The sequence below is a fragment of the Paucibacter sp. B51 genome, assembly GCF_027863535.1.
Taxonomy (GTDB): Bacteria; Pseudomonadota; Gammaproteobacteria; order Burkholderiales; family Burkholderiaceae_C; genus Paucibacter_A; species Paucibacter_A aquatilis.
In genome coordinates, this window is sequence record NZ_JAPIVN010000001.1 from 3,552,736 (window position 1) to 3,570,889 (window position 18,154).

General features: G+C 61.9%; 13 protein-coding genes. 5 read left to right on the forward strand and 8 right to left on the reverse strand.

The genetic code is table 11. The features are described from left to right. The first annotated feature begins 1 nt into the window (after window position 1). The 3 genes from OOB33_RS15235 (at window position 2) to OOB33_RS15245 (ending at window position 6,985) form a co-directional block, all read left to right on the forward strand. Window positions 2-1,087: a FecR family protein gene (locus OOB33_RS15235; protein ID WP_271009301.1), complete on the forward strand. Its 1,086-nt coding sequence runs from the start codon at window positions 2-4 to the stop codon at window positions 1,085-1,087. A 78-nt stretch (window positions 1,088-1,165) separates the two neighbouring features. Further along, the gene (locus OOB33_RS15240; protein ID WP_271009302.1) at window positions 1,166-4,222 is read left to right on the forward strand and encodes a TonB-dependent receptor; all 3,057 of its coding nucleotides are present in this window, start codon (window positions 1,166-1,168) and stop codon (window positions 4,220-4,222) included. 396 nt (window positions 4,223-4,618) lie between these two features. Then, window positions 4,619-6,985, forward strand: coding sequence for a S9 family peptidase (locus OOB33_RS15245; RefSeq protein ID WP_271009303.1), 2,367 nt, complete (start codon window positions 4,619-4,621; stop codon window positions 6,983-6,985). 68 nt (window positions 6,986-7,053) lie between these two features. Here the strand turns inward: OOB33_RS15245 and OOB33_RS15250 are convergent, their stop codons facing one another. The 5 genes from OOB33_RS15250 to OOB33_RS15270 all read right to left on the reverse strand — a co-directional run bounded on the left by OOB33_RS15250 (window position 7,054) and on the right by OOB33_RS15270 (window position 13,783). Continuing rightward, window positions 7,054-8,799 (reverse strand): ATP-binding cassette domain-containing protein, encoded by a 1,746-nt coding sequence (locus OOB33_RS15250; RefSeq protein WP_271009304.1) that lies wholly within the window; start codon window positions 8,797-8,799, stop codon window positions 7,054-7,056. A 220-nt stretch (window positions 8,800-9,019) separates the two neighbouring features. Beyond that, window positions 9,020-10,822: an asparagine synthase-related protein gene (locus tag OOB33_RS15255; RefSeq protein WP_271009305.1), complete on the reverse strand. Its 1,803-nt coding sequence runs from the start codon at window positions 10,820-10,822 to the stop codon at window positions 9,020-9,022. 18 nt (window positions 10,823-10,840) lie between these two features. Next, entirely contained in the window at window positions 10,841-11,614 is a 774-nt protein-coding gene (locus OOB33_RS15260) for a lasso peptide biosynthesis B2 protein (RefSeq protein ID WP_271009306.1), read from the reverse strand. Between the two features lie 265 nt (window positions 11,615-11,879). Then, complete coding sequence (locus OOB33_RS15265) at window positions 11,880-12,014, reverse strand: rubrivinodin family lasso peptide (protein ID WP_271009307.1); 135 nt, start codon at window positions 12,012-12,014, stop codon at window positions 11,880-11,882. Between the two features lie 1,388 nt (window positions 12,015-13,402). Beyond that, a complete protein-coding gene (locus tag OOB33_RS15270) occupies window positions 13,403-13,783 on the reverse strand; it encodes a helix-turn-helix transcriptional regulator (RefSeq protein WP_271009308.1) in 381 nt (126 codons plus the stop codon). A 701-nt stretch (window positions 13,784-14,484) separates the two neighbouring features. On the opposite strand from OOB33_RS15270, the gene OOB33_RS15275 reads away from it, so the two are divergent. Further along, window positions 14,485-14,958, forward strand: a complete 474-nt coding sequence (locus tag OOB33_RS15275) for a single-stranded DNA-binding protein (protein WP_271009309.1) — start codon at window positions 14,485-14,487, stop codon at window positions 14,956-14,958. A gap of 108 nt (window positions 14,959-15,066) precedes the next feature. Next, window positions 15,067-15,948 (forward strand): DUF932 domain-containing protein, encoded by an 882-nt coding sequence (locus OOB33_RS15280; protein WP_271009310.1) that lies wholly within the window; start codon window positions 15,067-15,069, stop codon window positions 15,946-15,948. A gap of 39 nt (window positions 15,949-15,987) precedes the next feature. On the opposite strand, the gene OOB33_RS15285 is transcribed toward OOB33_RS15280, so the two are convergent. Genes OOB33_RS15285 through OOB33_RS15295 form a run of 3 tightly spaced genes read right to left on the reverse strand, consistent with a single transcriptional unit; the run spans window position 15,988 to window position 17,587 of the window. Further along, a complete protein-coding gene (locus OOB33_RS15285) occupies window positions 15,988-16,455 on the reverse strand; it encodes a hypothetical protein (RefSeq protein ID WP_271009311.1) in 468 nt (155 codons plus the stop codon). Between the two features lie 35 nt (window positions 16,456-16,490). Beyond that, window positions 16,491-17,195: a StbB family protein gene (gene stbB, locus OOB33_RS15290; protein WP_271009312.1), complete on the reverse strand. Its 705-nt coding sequence runs from the start codon at window positions 17,193-17,195 to the stop codon at window positions 16,491-16,493. Further along, entirely contained in the window at window positions 17,192-17,587 is a 396-nt protein-coding gene (locus OOB33_RS15295; RefSeq protein ID WP_271009313.1) for a hypothetical protein, read from the reverse strand. Before OOB33_RS15295 ends, stbB begins: the two co-directional genes overlap by 4 nt. Between the last annotated feature and the right edge of the window lie 567 nt (window positions 17,588-18,154).

Here is an 18,154-nt window from a genome sequence, read left to right on the forward strand (position 1 = left end):
CATGGATGCTTCAGCTGAGAAGGGTTCAGGGGAAGGGTCTCGCTCCCCCGTCACACCTGAAATCGCTGCCGAGGCTGCGGTTTGGATTGCACGCTTGCATGGGCCTGACCGCAGCGCGGAGATGGAGCAAGAGTGCCTGGCCTGGCAGCGGCGCTCCAATGTGCACCGCCTCGCGTTTGAGCGCTGCACCGATGTCTGGGAGGCGGTTCCTGGCGTTCGCCTGACGGATGCCTTCGCGAGTGCCTCCCGCGCCGGGACCGATGCAGGTCAAAAGCCATCCAAAAGGGAAGTCTCCCCCCGCACGTCGAGACGGATGTGGATCCTGGCGCCGACTCTCGCGGCGCTCTTGCTTGGCTCCGGTGTCTATTGGCATCAGATGAGTGGCGTGGCCTCATTTGGAACCCAAGTCGGCGAGCAACAGCAGGTCGTGTTGGCAGATGGAACCCGAATGTCCCTGAACACCGACACCCGTGTCCGGGTGGAGATGGGGTCATCGCAGCGAACCGTCGAGTTGCAAAGCGGTGAGGCCTTGTTTGAAGTCAACAAGGACCCAGCGCGTCCATTTGTGGTGCGAGCCGCGGGCCGCGAAGTGGTGGCCATGGGCACGGTGTTCTCTGTCCGCATGCCTGGAGCAGGTGGCGCAGGCGCTTTACAAGAGTCCGCGGTGACGCTGATCGAGGGAAGGGTGGCTGTGCGCGCGCCGGTCTCGACGACCGCATCTGTGCATGGGGAAGCAAAGCCTGTGCTGATGCAGCCGGGCGAGCGTATGCGTTGGATTCCTCAAGAGCTTGGAGCCAGCCGTCCCGTGCAGGTGAAAGTGGACCGCCCGCGGCTCGAAACCTTGCTGGCATGGAGGCGCAACGAAGTGGACTTTGAAGATGTGACTTTGATGGAGGCCACGTCAGAGATGAATCGCTACAACCGCACCCCCATCTTTTTGGTCGGTGATGGCTCGCTTGGGAGGCTTCGGATCAGCGGGCTGTACCGAACCGGGGACAGTGTGGGCTTCGCCCACGCTGTGGCTGCCCTGCATGGTTTGCAGCTGCGTGAGCAAGGTGGACGGTTGGAGCTATCGCAGCCTCAATAGGGGAAGCCCTGGCGGAAACGAACTCGACAAGCTCGTCATCTCGATGTCACCAACCTGGAACTTCGAGAGAGGCACGAGATGTTAGACAAAGTGTTCAGCGGCAACCGATGGGGCAGCTGCCCCTTCCTTGACAGCGCTGTGGTTGCGCTGGTTCTCTGTTGCGGCATCGCCTGCGCCGGCGAAACAGCTAACGCTGCAAAATATCGGATTGATCAGCCAGCGCAGCCCCTGGGCGAGTCTCTGCGGGCGATTGCTCGACAGACGGGCGTATCGATTGTGTTTGATCCCGGCAAGGTCAGTGGCCGAACGTCCCGCTCGGTATTGGGTCATTTGACAGCCGCAGAAGCCATTGCGCGTGCTCTGGAGGGATCAGGCTTGGCGCCCACCGTGATGAGCGATGGCTCCATCGTGGTTCGGCCTGCAGCGACACCAGGTCCGTCGGGCCCTGCCAGTGGGCCTGGGGTTGTGCCGGGCTCGGCGCCCGAGCTCCTGCCGCGTCCATCTGGTAGGGCTGAGGCCGTGGCCGACGCTGCGAGCATCCGCTCGATGACGGCGTTCTCATCACAGCTTGTCGACTCAGGCTCGACGCCGTCGGACGATGGGCACGGCTCGGTGACCTCACTCGGCCGGATTGAAGTCACCGGCTCTCGCCTCAAGCGCATCGAGGCCGACGGGCCCACACCCGTCAACGTCTACACCCGCGGCGACATCGATCGCAGCGGTCAACCAACGCTGGAGCGCTTTCTGAGCAGTTTGAACGAAGCTTCGGTGAGCCCCGGCGAAAGCAGTTTTGTCGCCACGACCGGTCAGGGTTCCGTCCAGCTGCGAGGTTTGCCGCTGGGGTCGACTCTGGTGCTCATCAATGGTCGCCGCTTGCAAGCGGTGGGTTCATCGTCTGCCAACTTCTTCAACCTCAATCTGATCCCCATGGCTGCAGTGGATCGCATCGAGATCGTCCCAGTCGGCTCCTCTGCCGTCTATGGCGGCGATGCACTGGCCGGTGTGGTGAACATCATCCTCAAGAAGTCGATTGATGGTTGGGTGCTCGACGCGCGCCTGGCTTCAGGCCAGGGCAGTGGCGATGGAAGCCTGTCCATGGGCACTGGAACTCGCACACAGTCTGGCTCCTACATCGTGCTCGGTGCGTACAACAAGAGCTCGCCGCTGACCATGGCAGAGCGGGACTTCTTTGTGGATGCGGATTACCGGCGCTTTGGCGGTGTCGATGCCCGGACACGCTCGTGCACCCCTGGTACGGTGAGCAGCAGCACGGGCGCCAACCTCCCGGGTCTGAACTCCTCGTTCGCAGCCATCCCGGTACTCGCACCCGGTCAAGCCCCGACCTTGGCAAGCTTCGCTGCTGGCGCCGGTCAGGCCAATCTCTGCAACTCCATGGCCAACGGCAAGGGCAGGGCGTTGGTTCACGGCACAGAGAGCCTTTCTTTTCATGTCGCAGGGGACTACCGGCTGAGCGATGCCTGGTCAGTGTTCGGCGAATGGACCCATGCGAAGGACAAGCTGTCGGCTGAGGAAGGCGGCCTGCTGTTGAGCAATGTGCTGGTGCCGGCCACCAATCCCCACAATCCCTTCGGCGTGCCTGTACGTGTGACTGCGCGTCTGGGTCCGGAGAACGGCCTGGAACGGTTGGCTCGCGACACCGATTTCAACCGGGCTTTGGTGGGGCTGCGCGGCGACTTGCCTTCGGGTTGGGAGCTGGAAGCTTCGCTTTCAAGCACCCGAGATGACGGTCAGCGCCGGCTTTCCAACACGACGCCGAATGTGGCGGCCCGCACCGCGGCCTTGGCCACCTCCAATGCCGCTGCGGCTCTCAATCCGTTCACCGTGGGCAAGGCGGCCAATGATGATGTGCTGCAGGCGATCTGGTCGGACTCGATTCGTGACAACCATGGCCGCAAGGATCAGGTCAGCGCATTCCTGCGCGGATCGGTGCTGGAGTTGCCGATGGGCAGTGTGGATTTGATAGCGGGGGCTGAGACGGCTCAGGACCGGTACCAGACGGTCTCGCCTGGGAGTTTCGACATTGCCGCACGGCGCTCCAACAGTGCGGCCTATGGCGAACTGCACCTGCCGCTCTGGCGGTCCAGTCCTGGCGAGGGGGCCACGCGCGAGATGGCGGCTTTGACGCTCGCTGCGCGTCGCGACCGCTACAGTGACTTCGGCAGCGCCAGCACCTACCAGGCCGGCGCAGAGTTTCGCCCGAGCAAGACGACGCTCTTGCGGGCGTCAACCGCCACATCCTTCAAGCCACCGACCTTGCTACAGACCAAGGTGGATGATTTGCGCTACAGCACGGAAGCCTTTGGTCTGCTGGACCCGGCACGAGCCAATGCACCCATTGTGGGCGGAGAGGTTTTGCGCACCACCAATCGAGATTTGAAGCCAGAGAGTGGCCGCGCTTTTGCAGTCGGCGCGGTATGGGAGCCTGAATCTGCCCAAGGAACCCGCCTTGGTGTGACGGCTTGGCGGGTAAAGATCGATGGGCTGATTTCCCTTCTGTGGCCGCAGGTGGTCTTGGCCAATGAGGCCCGCTTTCCTGGCTTTGTGACGCGCGCGCCGGCGGCGCCGGGGCAGACGGGTGCCGTCACGCGGGTGCTGTACGCCGAGGTCAATTACGGCGGGGTTGACACCTCGGGGCTGGACTTGGAGCTTGCCCATGCCTGGAAGACCGAGGCAAGCAAGTGGACCTTGTCGGCCAGTGCCACGCGGACTCGCGACTACGACGTGACATTGGCGCCAGGCGCGCCGACTGAGAACCGACTGGGTCGGCGTGCCATCGATTTTTGGTCCCCGGCATGGAAAGGGCGCCTGTTTGCTGGGCTGGATCGTGGTGCCTGGAACCTGGGCTTAACCAGCCGCTACCTTGGGAGCTACCGCGACGCCTTGCCCAGCGAGCGCCGGCTCGGTGGCTATTGGATTCACGACCTTGCTGCCACATTCAAACTGGCACCGCTGGGCTTGAGCTTTGCTTCGTCCAATGACACCACCGTTTCTCTGGCAGTGGCGAACATCGCCAATCGCTTGCCTGAGTTTGTCGAGGCCTCGCCCTACTACGACTTCACCCAGGGTGACTGGCGTGGCCGATATCTGAGCCTGCGGCTGTCGATGCGCTGGTAAGCGCCGACCCAGAGCCGGCTGGGCCCGCGTCGCCGCCGGTCCTGGCCAGCGCACTTGCGCCATTCCGCCTTGTGACTTCCATTTGGCGCGGCATTCCGCACTCAGCGCACATCCTGGCAGGTCCCCTCGCTTCCTTTGTTTGTGCGCTGGTGCAGCGCACCACAGGTCGTCGCCCCGTGTGTCTCTGCCTTCGTGTTCATCGACGGACTTCGTGACTGAGCGCGCTCTGGCCTTTCGTGCCGTGCACTGCTTGTCGCCCTTTTTTCCATTCATGTTTGCAAACCCGACCCACAGGTCTGGGGGGATCCCATGTTTCGAGTATTTATCTCCAGTTGGATGCAGGTGTGCTCTAAGGGCCGGGCCCACTGCCTTTGGTCTGTTCTATTGATCTTGTGTATGGTGTTGCCGTTCCATGAATCCCAGGCGGCCGTAGGGCCAACCGTGCGTGATCTGATCGAGTTCACACGCATCATCCAACCGGTTCAGCATGACGCAGAAACGCTGCAGAGCCAGGTCTCTCCGGACGGCTCACAAGCCTTTGTGGTCACCCGCACGGCGAAGGTGGCGAGCGATGTCAATCGGTTCGAAATCCTGCTGCTGGATCTGAACGCCGACCGTCTGGCCTCTGGCAAACCGGGGGCTGCAGTTCGCGTGTTCTCGGTGGAATCACGCAATGATGATGACGATGCGAACCCCTCCTTGCGGGAGGTCCGCTGGCATGGGCATCGCAGTCTGGTGTTTCGGGCCCGTTTGCGCGACGAGCCGTTTCAGGTCTATCAGCTGGATGTGTTGACCCAGCGAGCGACGCAGCTGACCTTTGCGCCGCTGGGGGTCGTGAGCTTCGATGTGTCGGGAGATTCGAAGCGTGTGGTCTATATGGCCCCAGTGCCCAACCCTGCAATGGCGCCGGGCGCTCGCAGCGTGGTGGTGGGGACCCACTCGTTCTGGAGTGTTCATTTCGGGCAGGACAGCTTTCGTACGCAGCAGCGCCGCTACCAGTTTTTCGTGGCGGAGTCGGGCTCTCGCACTGCTGCACGGCCTGTCGGTGATTCCTTTGCGGAGAGCTCCGGTGGCTTTCCGGCGGTGAGCATGTCGCCGGATGGGCGTTGGTTGGTTCTGCCCAAGTACGAGCCCGGCCGGCAACTTGCATGGGCTGCGGACTACCCTCAGATCGCTGAGGCGACGACGAAGTACGGCCCCGCGGTGGCTCTGGATCCGCTGGCCTACTACTCGCGTCCCATGAGTTACGTCGCGCGCCAGCTGGTGCTCTATCGTCTGCCCGACGGCCAAGAGCAGACCATCCTTGATGCGCCCGATGATGTCTTGCCTGGCAACCAGGCGCGGACGGATCGGATCTGGCAGGAAGGCGGTGACTCCTTGGTGATTGCTGGTACCTATTTGCCTCAGCAGGGGGCTCTGAGCGCGACGAGGTCTGCCAAGGGTGCTTCAGACAGTCCATCGCCGGTGAGTTCTGACTCAAAGCCAAGCCTTGCGTCTCACATCATTGAGTACTGGCCGGATACCGGGCACTGGCAGGTCATCGCAGCGCTCCGCCAGCGTTTGAAGACAGCCTTCTCGATCGCAGGCAAGGCTGGCGCATTCATGGTGATTGACGGAGGGCAGCACCGCCGTTTTGAGCGTCACGCGGATGGCAGCTGGCAGGAGGTGGTCGCCGCTGCGGGCTCGGAACAGGGCGTTCCGAGCTCCAACTTCGCCTGGCACTTGAGCGTCGCTCAGTCTTTGAATCAGCCCCCTGACATCGTTGCCCAGGGGCCTGGTGGCGTCGAAGTCCGCTTGACCCAGCTGAACCCGCAATACCGTGCATCTCAGTGGGGCTCGATGCGTGAATACGATTGGAAAGACCCGGTGGGTCGGCAATGGCGTGGCGGGCTGATGGTGCCTTCGGATTTCAAACAGGGCACGCGCTACCCCTTGGTGATTCAGCCCTATGGTTTCTCACCCAAGCGCTTCTATCGCGATGGCTCCAACGACTATGACGGATTCACCAGCGGTTTTGCCGGTCGAGCTTTCCTGCGAGAGGGAATTCTGGTGCTGGCCTTTCCCTGGCGAGCCAGCACCGGTGCCCCGACCGACGAACCCGGGGCGCGCCAAGCTTTCCACGACGGGGTGAAGGCGGCGATCGATGCGTTGGTGGCGGAAGGTTGGGTGGACCGGGAGCGAATCGGCATCCTGGGGTGGAGTGCCACAGGCGAGCGGGTTCTGAATCTGCTGACTTTTACGGACACGCCGATCCGTGCCGCCTCGTTGTTAGATGGGGACGCCAACACCCTGTACTCCATGACGATCACTTACGCGGTGATGGACGGCATTCAGGCTCGCAAGGAGCGCACCAACGGAGGCGGCCCGTTTGGAGAGTCCCGCTCTGCCTGGATTCGCAACGATCCCTCCCTGTACACCGACTGCATTCGTGCAGCGCTGCGCATCGAGACCTATGGACCCGAGGTTCATAACAACTGGGACATCTATGCGCTCCTGCGCCGACAGTACCGCCCGGCCGAGCTGATCATGATCCCAGGTGGCGCGCACGCCTTGGCTCGCCCCAGCGAACGCATGATCTCCTTGCAAGGCAATGTCGATTGGTATCGCTTCTGGTTGAAGGGTGAGAAGCGGGACGAACTTCTCGTGCCGGGTGAGACGGCGGGCAGCTTGAAGGAACAGTACCAGCGCTGGGAGCAAATGGCGTCGTTGAAACAGGCGGCGGACAAGTTGCCCGCCTGTGTGCGTACTTTGAGCCTCAACTGAACCTGATGCCTCGATCAGGCGAGATGAAGGCCAAAGTGGACGGGGAGCTTCCGAGCGAGGCTCTTTGTTCAGCGGCCAATCCCGGCCTGCTGAGCGCGCCACATCGCTGCGTAGATGCCTCGACGAGCGAGCAGAGTCGCATGGTCGCCTTGCTCCAAGATACGCCCGTCAGCCAGAACCGCGATCAAGTCAAGGTCTTGAAGGACCGTGAGTCGGTGGGCGATGGTGATGGAGGTGCGACCCGCGGTGAATCTGCGTTGGTCCAGCAGAATTTGGCGTTCGGTGTTGGCATCGAGCATCGAGGTCGCCTCGTCGAAGACGTAGATCTGAGGGTTCTTCAGGATGGCGCGTGCCATGGCGATTCGCTGGCGCTCGCCGCCCGAGAGCCGGAGGCCGCGCTCGCCGACTTGGGTCTTGAAGGCCTGTGGCATGGACGCGATGACGCCCTGCAGTCCAGCCAAGACTGCGGCTTCCTGGACCTCCTGGATCGTCGCGCCGTCCCGACCCATGGCGATGTTGTCTGCGATGGATGCATCGAACAGAACGATATCTTGTGGCACCACGGCGATCATGCTTCGCAGCGTGCTCAGTGGCAGGGTCTGGATCGGGACACCATCGAACAAGACCTGGCCAGCTTGGGGTATGTGGAGTCGCAGCAGGATTCGCACCAGTGAGGACTTACCACTTCCGCTCGCGCCAACGATGCCGATCGCGCGTCCCGCGGGGATGTCCAGGCTCAATCCATTGAGCACGAGCTGCTGCGGATCAAAGGCCAAATGAATGTCGGAGAAGCGGATGTGCGGCGGTCTCACGGTGGGCGATGATCCGCCCACGCTGGAGGCCTTGGGGGCAAGGTCTACTGCTTCGATTCCGGGCTTGGGCCTGGGCCGGGCGGGTAACTCCACCTCCTTCTCTTGCTGAAAGACATCGATCAGCGGCTTGATGAACGCTAGGCTTTGCAGCGTGTCACGAAGGGCAGAACTCAGCATCTCCAGCAGGCGTATGAGTTGGACCACGTAGAGGTTGGCCAGGAAGAATCCCCCGACTGTCAGTTCATCGTGCGCCAGCGCATGGCCAGCGAGCAGCAGTGATGTAGCCATGGCCGTGCCGAAGGCGGCGGTGGTCAGCAGGGCCAGCCTGAGTCGCTGGTCCTGGAGCCCAGACCAGGCGTGCTGAAGCTCGCGTGTGGCATCGGTGAATCTTGCTTGTGCCCAGGCTTGGGCACCAAAACACTTGAGGGGCTCACAGTTGCTCAGGCTGTCGCTCATCAGACCGTAGGTCTTGGTACTGGCGCATGAGACTCCACGGGCCGCAGCGCGGATTCTGGAGGACCAAATCAGGACCAGGCCCAGGTAGGCGAATGCTGCGGCAGCAAAGACGCCGCTCAATGCAGGCTGGCCTAGCGTCAACAGCACCGCAGTGGCCGTGAGTGCCTCCGCCACGATCGGCAGAGCGCTTGCTGCCAGATTGAACAGGATGACTTGGTAGGCAGAGATGGCCTGCTGCAAGGTCTGGACCATGGCATCGTTTCGCCCTCGCAAATGCAGGGAAAGCGGCAATGCCAGGATGTGCGCGAAGAAGCGCTGCCGCAGTTGTGCGTAAAGGCCTTGTTCGGCAGCACTGAGCAACCAGGGGCGGAGATCGGCGCACAAGCGGGCCCCGCAGAGGCACAGCAGGTAGGCCAGGATGAGCCAGAGTATTGGGTGGGGCATGGACGCCGGTGTCGGCCGCTCGACCGGCGCCGTGGCACCATCAATCAGGCCTTTGAGAGCCAGCGGAGCCAGTCCCGCAAGAAGGCCTCCGGCGATGGCCAAGAGATTGGCCGCCAGCAAGGCTAAAAGGTGTGACCGATCACAGCCTGAGAGCAAGAGCTGAAGCGCTTGCCTCAGCTCGGTTCGCTTTCTCTTGGGCGTGTTCTGGACGTCCTGTTGAAGACCGACTGGCGCTGCGTCAAGCGGGTCATCGCATCCATCGCAGGCCGGGCTGTTCCTCATGGCTTAGATCTGGGTGGTCCGTGTGCATGCCAGCGATCTGCTATGACGTCCAGCGGCTGAGCCAAGCCTCCACCGCGACCAGCGCATGAATTTGGCTGCTCGATGCGGAACGGATGCTGGGGCGCTCAGAAAGCTGGGCCTGCAGACGTTCGCGATCGAGCCAACCTCGGCGGCAGAGTTCACCGTCGAGCAAGAGCCCGTGAACCATTGCGATATTGCTACTTAGCACGGCCTTGATGTGCTCTTCCATGCCACCTTTGGAGCGGCGCCTGGTGATGAGGGCAGGGAGGTCGTCTTCGAACGCCCGCTTCGCCAAGGCGCGGCCCTGTCCCCCGCGTGTCAGCAGATGGCTTGGAAGGCGGAGACACAGCTCCACCACGGGTTGAGACAGCAAAGGGTTGACGAGCTCCGGGGCTGCATCTTGCGAGAAAGGGTCGTAGTACCCGATGGCTTGCATGAGTGCTGTGGCCTGAGTGAACTTGCCAATTGGCAGACCCTGGGCCTCGCCATGCGCCGGATGACTGAAGCGGGCGATGTCCACCTTATGGGCTTCAAGCTCAGGGGTGAATGGCAACGCTGGACCTGATGTGGCTCGGAGGGCCTGGTCCGGGCTCAGACGTTCCCTCACCGCAAACCGGATGGCGCGCCATACCGACACACGGCCCAGGCGCGCAGCGTCCAGGGCGGCGGCTGCAAAACCAGTGTCCAGCCCGCGCGTGGTCAGGTAGTCGGCGGCCGGCCACCAAGATGGAATTTCAAAGAACAGTGCATCGCCACCCGCACCGGTAAACAGGGCAGGTGCTGCATGAGCCGCGCCCAGCCCGGCATCCGTGCTGGAGTTCATCCAACCGAGGTAGGGCACAGGATCCGGCATGCGTGCCATCTCCAGGATGCGCTCAAGCTGAAAGCCCGGCTCACGTGCTCGCTCCAAGAGATCTCGGCCGGCCCGCGCAGCCGCAACGCGGGCGTAGTGACGCTCGTCGCTGTTTGAACCTAGCGAGTGGTAGTTCAGGCAGATCACATCGGCGGGCGTGCTGCCTTTGGCCAGGCAGCTCAGCATGATGGACGAATCGACACCGCCGGACAAACGCAGCAACAAGGTGTCGTAGCAGCTGGCCCAGGCCTGCACACAGCTGCGCACGGTTTGTCGCAGCAAGGTCGCCGCGTCTTGATACGGCAGCTGCAGGGGGGCGCGAGCAAAGCGGATTGCATCCCATAGCAACGTCGACCGACCCTCCAACAGATCGAGTCGCTCGCCTGGCAGGATCTGAGAGATGCCAGCCAGGGCAGTTTCTCGCCCAATTGCGGGACCGCACAGCAGCTGCGCCTGAAGAGCCTCCCAGTTCACCCGAGCTTGTTCATCGGCGGCCAACAGTTGGAGTGCATCCTCCAGCCATGAGAAGACAAGCGTCACGCCGCGACGCCGCATATGAAAGCAGGGCAGGGTGCCGCTGGGGTCGCGCAACACGCTGTGCCTCCCGTCCTTGTCGCTGAGGAAGGCGATATAGCGCCCCCAGAACTGCTGCACCAATGATTGCCCCCCGTGACTCAGTATTTCGTCGCTGGCTGCCTGGTCGAAGTCGCCATGCGTTGCCAATGGACCCATGCCCGATTCCAGGCCTGAGCGCTGAAACAGCTTGCCCAGGATGACGCCGCGATCCTTGTGCAAGCGGTGGGATTCGTTGATGCCCTTTGTTTCGCCATGTGCGTAGACCTGCAGGCCGGGGCGGCTCAGGACTCGCCTCCAGGCCGCATGCTGCTCAGTCGTTTCGCACAGGTCACGGGCTGATGCACTCGGGCCGAGATGCTCGGGGTTCCAGACGAAGGCAAGGTAGCGAAACATGACATCACTCGCTCAGGGCTACACGACAAGAATGGGGCGGAACTGGCGGACGCGTTCATGCTGATCGTTCAGGACCGTCTCGCCGCTCTGGAGCCAGGAGTGAGCTGCAAACGGGCCGGACTTCACGCCAATCACCCACCTCGCCAGCAAGCCCTCGGTGGCCAAGAAGCTCAGGAGCGCCAAGGAGTCATGAAGGCACTGCTTCTGGGTGCTGAAAAAGAATGGGCGGAGCGCTGCATACGCAGCGCATGCGCTTTGGATGGCCCGCATCGATTCCGTGTTGGGCCCCAACAGCTTGTGCCTGCGCGAAGTGCTTGCATGGGCAATGGCCCACAGCGACTGGTGGCGCAAGCACCAGCTCGCGTGAGCCGAACTGCTCAGGAACCTGAGAACGCGTCGTGCACTGATCCGAGGGGCCGTCGTGGCCTGATCCAGATCGGCCGATGCTGCAGGGAGCTTTTGTTCATGGGCGTCCATGGCGGCGCTCGCTGGGCCAGCACGAGTCAAGAGCTCCAGTGCAATAAGGTGTTGCAGCGTCGCATGGGGTATCGAGGGGCTGACCTCGTGATCGTGCTGGGCCTCCAAGGCTGGCCAACCCTTGATCCAACTGCACAGTTGCAGCGCCTCCGGCTTGCTGATGGCCAGATAGCGGCTTCGTCGTAGATCAAGCAGGACCACGCAGCTCTCGCATGCGCAGGCACGTACGTGGCTGGCCAGCTCCAGGCGCTGCTTCGACGGCGCATCTTGCATGGTGTTCTCCCGGTCGGAGGCATTGGCTGTCTCGAAATCCAAGCTCAGGTGGGCTGTATTTGGACGGCGGCTTTCGCCCGGGTGGTGCGCGATTGGCGCGCTATCCAAGCTGGAGTCGCATCGACCTGCGAGGGGCGCGGCATCGTGTGGGGTGTCGAACCCGAAATTCTGGTGCAAGCCTGGCCCCATGCTGAGTTCACGTAGGTGTTCCTGCGGCGTACTGCAGCCCTGGCCTCGCTATTCAACGAGCCCAGGGCTTTCTCTCAAGCTAGGCAGTGCACCCTCTGCGGGCGCGTGCCACGCTCATTCAGGGCTCGCGGCGACCCGGGATCACCGGGTTCTCCTCAGCAAACTCCAGCGCAGGGAAGCCCTGCGTCAGCTCCTTGGCATCGCCCAGCTCGAAGACCGGGGTTTGCTGCTCCAATTGCGATTTCTCGTCCATGACAGACTCCTTCAGGTTGAGGGTGAGACGGAATGCCTGTGCGGTTTGGGCTCCAGGCGGTTTCAAGTTAGCCGCGGCCCGTGCGACTGTCGATGGCGCGTGTGCATCGCCCCGAACCGTTCGGTGGTGGCGAGCAATCGTCAGCGCCCAGGCCCGCTACCTACGCGCTATGGTCGGCCGCGAATCCGAGACAAGAGGTCTACTTGTTCGGCAGCCAGCCAGCCAGTGTCGAAAAGCGATAGGCATTAAAAATACCGAACGTTTTTCGCGTTATTTGCACGGCGCCATTGAGGGTATTGGCGCTCAAAACGTCATAGTTCAATGGGGCCCACCAAATCCGTTGATGCCGCCTGCGTCCCTTGTGGCGTCGCCGCGCAGGTATGGAGCCTGTGCTGGCAGGCCGCAGTCGGCCGCGACTTTCTGGCGAATCCCTCGCTGGTGCGGCGAATTCGAGGGCGGCTTCTCGATGCACATCGCCGCTCGGGACGTGTGCTCATCGACTTTGTGCTGTTGCCCACGGAGATCCATGCAGTTTCGCTCTTGCTGGGGGACGATTCCGTCGGGGCTGTGGCGAGAGCATTCGGCAATGTCGTGTCTCGCTGGGTGAGGGAGGCGCAGCCAGTTCGCAGTCCCGTGTTGGCCGGCCCTTTCCGGGCACATGCTCTCTGCGACGAGGGCGAGCTTCTTCAAGAGCTTCGTATGCTGGCATGGCGTGCTGTGTTTCTTGGGTCCTGCAAGACACCCTCGCACCATCCTCATGGAGGATTTCGTGTCGCCCTGGGGCTCACCCCCTCCACAGGGTTCGATGCCCGGCCCATGTTGCAGCACTTTGGTGACTCTGTGCCCACGTCGAGAAAGGCCTTGCGCCAGTGGGTTGCCAGGCGTCCGACCGATATGGAACGCTGTGCTTGGGAATTGACGCGCGGCTTGGTTCTGGCCACGGGTCATGTCGGGCCCCGCGCTGAAATGGCCCGGTCGGTGCAGGGCGCAGCAGCCAGCTTGGTCGCTGCTGCTGGAGGGTATGGCGTCGACGGCGCTCTTGAACTGCTGTCTCTTTGGGTGAGTGCCAAGCTCGACCCGAGCTGTCCACCGGACTTGCATTCCGGTTCTGGCAATCTGGCTGCCAGGGGGCGTGCACTGGTGGCCGGCTTGGCTCGGGCTCACCGGCTGTGCTCTGCCGCCGCAGTGGCGAGGCACTTTCATCGCGCCAAGGCCACGCTCAGTGAGCAGATGGCGGCCTGCCGTCTTCGGGCCAGCGACCGGTCGATCCTTGCGACGCCCCTGCGTCGCATACTGGACGAGACCGCGCTTCTGAAGGCCAGCGCAGACACTCACTTGCATCGTGCGGATGCCAAGCCGCATGGGCGCGCCGCCCCAGGCTCTCCTGGTCATGGCAAATGATGCCGGGCATGCTTTGTGTCTGTTCGACCACGCGTGGGGATTCGGCTGGTGCTCGTCACAGCGCCAACGACGGTGGCGCTTGGTTTGAGCTGCTCGGGGACGTCCGACAGGCGTGAGGCTGCCGCGAGTTTGTCATGCTGTGCGTGTGGCACGGTAGGGCGTGAGAGGCTCCATTGCTCCACCTCTGTGCGACGCCATGCTACGGCTCGCTTGCTCAGTTGCACCTGGCAAGGAAATTGTTTCTCTGCGATCAGGGCATAGATTGAAGACCTGCACAAACCCGTCATCCGCATCACCCCCGCGAGACGAATCAGCGTGATTTGGGTGTTTGAAACCTCGGGCGGTGGGCTGATTGAAGTGGGCTTCATTTGAAGACTCCTGTGATGAAGTTTGATTGACTCTAGGCTGATGCGGCTTGCGCCAAGGCGATGACTTTCTCGGCAAAACCATGGCCGGTTCAGTCATTCTTCGAAAGGGTCTGGCGCTCGAGAAGGCCCGGCCTTCCCATGGTCAGGGATCGCAGGCTGACTTCCTTCGCGTTGCACGCGAACGAGCCCGCTTGGCGAACTGCCCGCGACTCGCACCTTGCCGTTCCTCGGCGCGGCCCGAGCCTCAGGCAGATCGCCACCCTGGCCATTCGCCACACCCGAAGCCGGCCGAGCGGTTCAGCGAGTGGTTCGATGCGGCTCGAAGGCCGCGCCAGTCGCTGCGCTTGATGTCACGGCCTTCGCAGGGGCGCCGCATCGAAAGGCATGGGTTGGCTTCGCGACGCTACGCCGCCCGTGCTGGTGGCTGCCTGCGCGCTGTGCAGTCCGCCGCGCTCCCCCCACGCGCCCCCATCCGTGGGTGAGGGGGACTTGTGGGGGGATCTTTGATGCGGCGGACCCGAACAGCGGTTCGCTGCTTCGGCTGCGTGAACCCCACCTATCCCCAACCCCTTCCCGTGAGGGAAGGGGTCATGCCCACCCCCCGCCCGCCCGTGGGCGGGAGCGAGGAGTCCGAGCAAGAGGATCAGCAAAGAGGCAGCCATTCCGGCCTTGCCGGCTGAGTACTCTTCAAGGAGAGAGCAATGGCATCCGTACGAGTAGAGCAACGCAATGCTCATCTGGCTGGTCCAGTTCGGCTGGAGTTCGTCAATCGTCGTGATGGCAAGTTGGCCCGGGCCCTGCTGACCGCCATCAGCAACACCCGCCACGGCAGTGGGGGCGAGCGCAAAGAGGAATGCACGGCTGTGCAGTGGACGCTCTGGGGAAAGCAAGCCGAACACGCTGCTGAGTACCTGGGAAAGGGGGCGCATGTGAATGTGGTCGGTCGCCTGCGAAACAACAACTACCAGGACAACGACGGCGCTGACGTCTATGCCATGGCTTTCACCTGCGAGGAAATCGACTACCTCGACTCCCGCGCGTCGTCAGAGGCCCGCCAGGTTCGGGCGCAAGAGGGAGAGGGCTGGGGTGAGTCCAGTCTGGAGACGCCTGCGCAGCAGCAGCGCCGCCGCAGCGCAAACAAGCCCAACGCTTCGCGCAAACCCAAGCAAGGCTGACGGCCTTCGCTCATCTCAAGCCAGGGCGAGGCGATCGCCTCGCCCCCGCTCTTGAGGCATAGACCCGTTCAGTACGAACGGGCACTTGTTTACGTCTAGGAGACCACCATGCAAACAGGTTCCACACTGGCAAGCCGCTTCGGCCGCAACAGCCATATTTTTCGCAGCAATTGCCCTCTGGGCGAAGCCCAAATGCGAACGACAGCGCCTTCCATCTTCGCGGAAGGTAAGCATGACAGCCGCTCTGAGCGGTACACCTACATCCCGACCATTGAGGTGCTAAGAGCTCTGCACCACGAGGGCTTTGAGCCCTTCATGGTGGCGCAGAGCGCCAGCCGCATTGCCGGAAAAAGTGAGTTCACCAAGCACATGATTCGGATGCGGCATGCCGGCCAGGTGCAGGCCAAGTCTGAGGCTCATGAAATCATTCTGATCAACAGCCACGATGGGGCCAGCTCCTATCAAATGCTGGCAGGCGTCTTCCGTTTTGTCTGCTGCAACGGTCTCGTGGTCGGCGACATCGCCAACGACATTCGCATTCCACACAAGGGCCGAATCCAGGATCAAGTGATCGACGGCGCATTTCGGGTTCTTCAAGACTTTGAAGCAGTGGAATCCTCCACCCAGGAAATGAAGGCTTTGCCTTTGAGCCGCGATGAGCAACTGGCCTTTGCCGAGGCCGCTCTGACGCTACGTTATGGAGATGCAGAGATCGCACAGGCAGGTGGCGAGCAAGCCAATTCAGTGCCTCCTGCGCCGATCACCGCAACCCAGCTCTTGCAGGCTCGGAGGCAGGAGGACGAAGAGGGGAGTTTGTGGATGACTTTTCAGCGTACCCAGGAACACCTGATTCAAGGCGGCTTGCCGGGTCGGAGCATCCAGGGGCGGCGCGTTCGAACCCGTGCGGTTGAAAGCATCGACCGCAGTGTTGGCCTGAATCGCGCTCTATGGGTGCTGGCAGAGGAGATGCGCAAGCTGAAGCGCTCTTGATGCGCCGTTGTGTGGGGAGTGGGTCCGGAAACCTCTGGTTTACCGGGCCCAAAGCCATGTCACCAATGCGCCGGCGACAGCGCCTGCTGCTGCAGCGCTCAGGCACCCGAATAGAAGCCGCCACCAGTTGCTCGAATTTGAGACTTGACTTTGGTGCTGATGCATTGCTTGCGCCAACTGTTTCATCTCTCGGTCGAGCTCTAGGGAGACCCGAGCGCCTATCGCCTGGCACATGGCCAGGGTTTGCGCTTGCATGGTGCGAGCAGCATGCTCTTCCATTTGAGTCAGAAGGTACTTCAATGCATACAGTTTGACGCGGTCAGTCAGCGCATTGATTTGCGCTTCGAGGTTGCCGAGTTGGTTCGAGAGCTGCGATGTCGCCTCGCTCTGGAGACGCGTCACTTCAGTGATCGCTGGCAACAGTGCCTCCGCTTTGTCGAGCACGCGTCCCAATTCACCGATCGCCTCTGCCATCAGTGCCTCGCGCGAACTGCTGGGTGACTTCACAGCATGTGAACTCGGTTCAATGGGCTGACAGGCATTCACTGCTCGTTCAGGTTCAGTGCTTCAAAACATGCGTCGAGCTCGGGGAGCACGCCCCGCGCCAGTCGCTGCATCGCTAGACGTTGCGCATGAGCGAGTTTGGAATCACTGTCCGTGCTGTTCTTGATCCGGGCCTTGTAGTCGGTTGGGTCGGCGGCCAATGCTGACAAGTCCTCGCCAGAGCCACTGAGTCGTCCATAGATTTCGTTGAAACCAAGACGACAGTCCAGCGACACCTGGGCCATCGGGCTCTGCTTCAGGAATGCGAGCAACGGTTCGAACTGGTGCTCCAGCTCGCCGTCCTCCTCGACCATATTGAAGAGCACCCGAACCTTTGCAGCGGGGATGCCCAAGCGAGAAAGTTCGACCAGGGTCGCCATGGTGTCGCGCTGCTGTTTGCCAGCTGAAACCGCGGGCACGATGAAGACGTCAAAGTCCTCGTGGCTGCCCTGGTATCGCTTCATCAAGGCCAGCAAGTCCTCCACATTGCTGGCGCCGATGTCGACCACCACTTCCTCGACAACTTGCAAGTACTCCTGCAGTTCCGCGAACTGGCGCCCGCGAATGACATGGTCTAGCTCTTCGCCTGCGTTGATGCTCTCAATGGAGATCAGTTTGGCGCCTGGCAGCCTGGGTGCAAGAAGGTGGCGGGCAATCGTGGACTTCCCGACATTCCCCGAGAAACTCAGAACAGCGATCTTCATTTGCGCTTCCTTTCTTGCAAGAGCGGGTTGGCGATCCGACCCTTCATGAAGTCTTCAGCGATTTCTCTGCCGGTGCGCGCTGCTACCGCGTGCGTGCTTTTGAAAGTTACGGCGCCTTGTCCCGGTGTAAGGGGGGAGCGCAACTCAGGAAGTTCTGTGTTTTCTTTGCTGAGCTTGGATGTGGGGCGAGTCACCCCTCGCTTGTAGTGCGCACGCTCTGCAACGACTTCGCGTTTGACCGTGCTTCGACTCACGGCGATCCCGGCTGCGAGCAGAGCCTGTCGAATCGCTTCAAAGCTGTACCCCAGGCCGCGCAGACGGAGGATTTCAGCGTTGAAGGCCAAGGCCTTTCGATTGGCCCGACCAGGTGGAAGTTTGGGGGCGAGGATCATGGCGTTCGGACGCATTCATGATTGAAATGATGGGGTCAAGGAGAGCCATCTGCGGCGATGAAAGTTCCAGCGGAATTCGCCGTTGCTCCTCGTCTCGGTGATGGGCGCACGGCCCCGGCCCTTTGCTCTTTTGGCTATTGACAGCAGGCGGCCTGGCTTCGGGTCGGATACGGTCCGGATATGGTCCGCTTTTGGTCCGGATACGGTCCGGATATGGTCCGGTTTCGGTCCACATCCGAGAGGTTGCTGTCGGTTGGCCAGCGACCAGGCTCACCGAGTGCTCCGAAAGTGAGGCGTAGGCGATGATCTGGGCCTGAAATTCAGCGCTTGGTCGCACCTTTGAAGATTAAGAACAATAGAAAAACTGAGTGCAGGATAGGCTGAACGCCAGCGCTTGGAGGCCACGCTTGTTTCGCTGAACTCGATTGAGAGCTGGAGTTTGGGTGGCCGAGTAGGCTCGGCTCAGCCATTCAAAGCCTACTGGAACTGACGTCTTGCGGAAAGCACGAGACGCCCCTGCGGAAAGCCCAGCCAGGCTGGCGGCTGTTACGAACTCGCAGCGATTCA

Bases quoted from the DNA above. Each gene is read 5' to 3' on its own strand.
- OOB33_RS15235 (WP_271009301.1), top strand. From the start codon at position 2: ATGGATGCTTCAGCTGAGAAGGGTTCAGGGGAAGGGTCTCGCTCCCCC.
- OOB33_RS15240 (WP_271009302.1), top strand. From the start codon at position 1,166: ATGTTAGACAAAGTGTTCAGCGGCAACCGATGGGGCAGCTGCCCCTTC.
- OOB33_RS15245 (WP_271009303.1), top strand. From the start codon at position 4,619: ATGGTGTTGCCGTTCCATGAATCCCAGGCGGCCGTAGGGCCAACCGTG.
- OOB33_RS15255 (WP_271009305.1), bottom strand. From the start codon at position 10,822: ATGTTTCGCTACCTTGCCTTCGTCTGGAACCCCGAGCATCTCGGCCCG.
- OOB33_RS15265 (WP_271009307.1), bottom strand. From the start codon at position 12,014: ATGGACGAGAAATCGCAATTGGAGCAGCAAACCCCGGTCTTCGAGCTG.
- OOB33_RS15270 (WP_271009308.1), bottom strand. From the start codon at position 13,783: ATGAAGCCCACTTCAATCAGCCCACCGCCCGAGGTTTCAAACACCCAA.
- OOB33_RS15275 (WP_271009309.1), top strand. From the start codon at position 14,485: ATGGCATCCGTACGAGTAGAGCAACGCAATGCTCATCTGGCTGGTCCA.
- OOB33_RS15280 (WP_271009310.1), top strand. From the start codon at position 15,067: ATGCAAACAGGTTCCACACTGGCAAGCCGCTTCGGCCGCAACAGCCAT.
- stbB (WP_271009312.1), bottom strand. From the start codon at position 17,195: ATGAAGATCGCTGTTCTGAGTTTCTCGGGGAATGTCGGGAAGTCCACG.
- OOB33_RS15295 (WP_271009313.1), bottom strand. From the start codon at position 17,587: ATGATCCTCGCCCCCAAACTTCCACCTGGTCGGGCCAATCGAAAGGCC.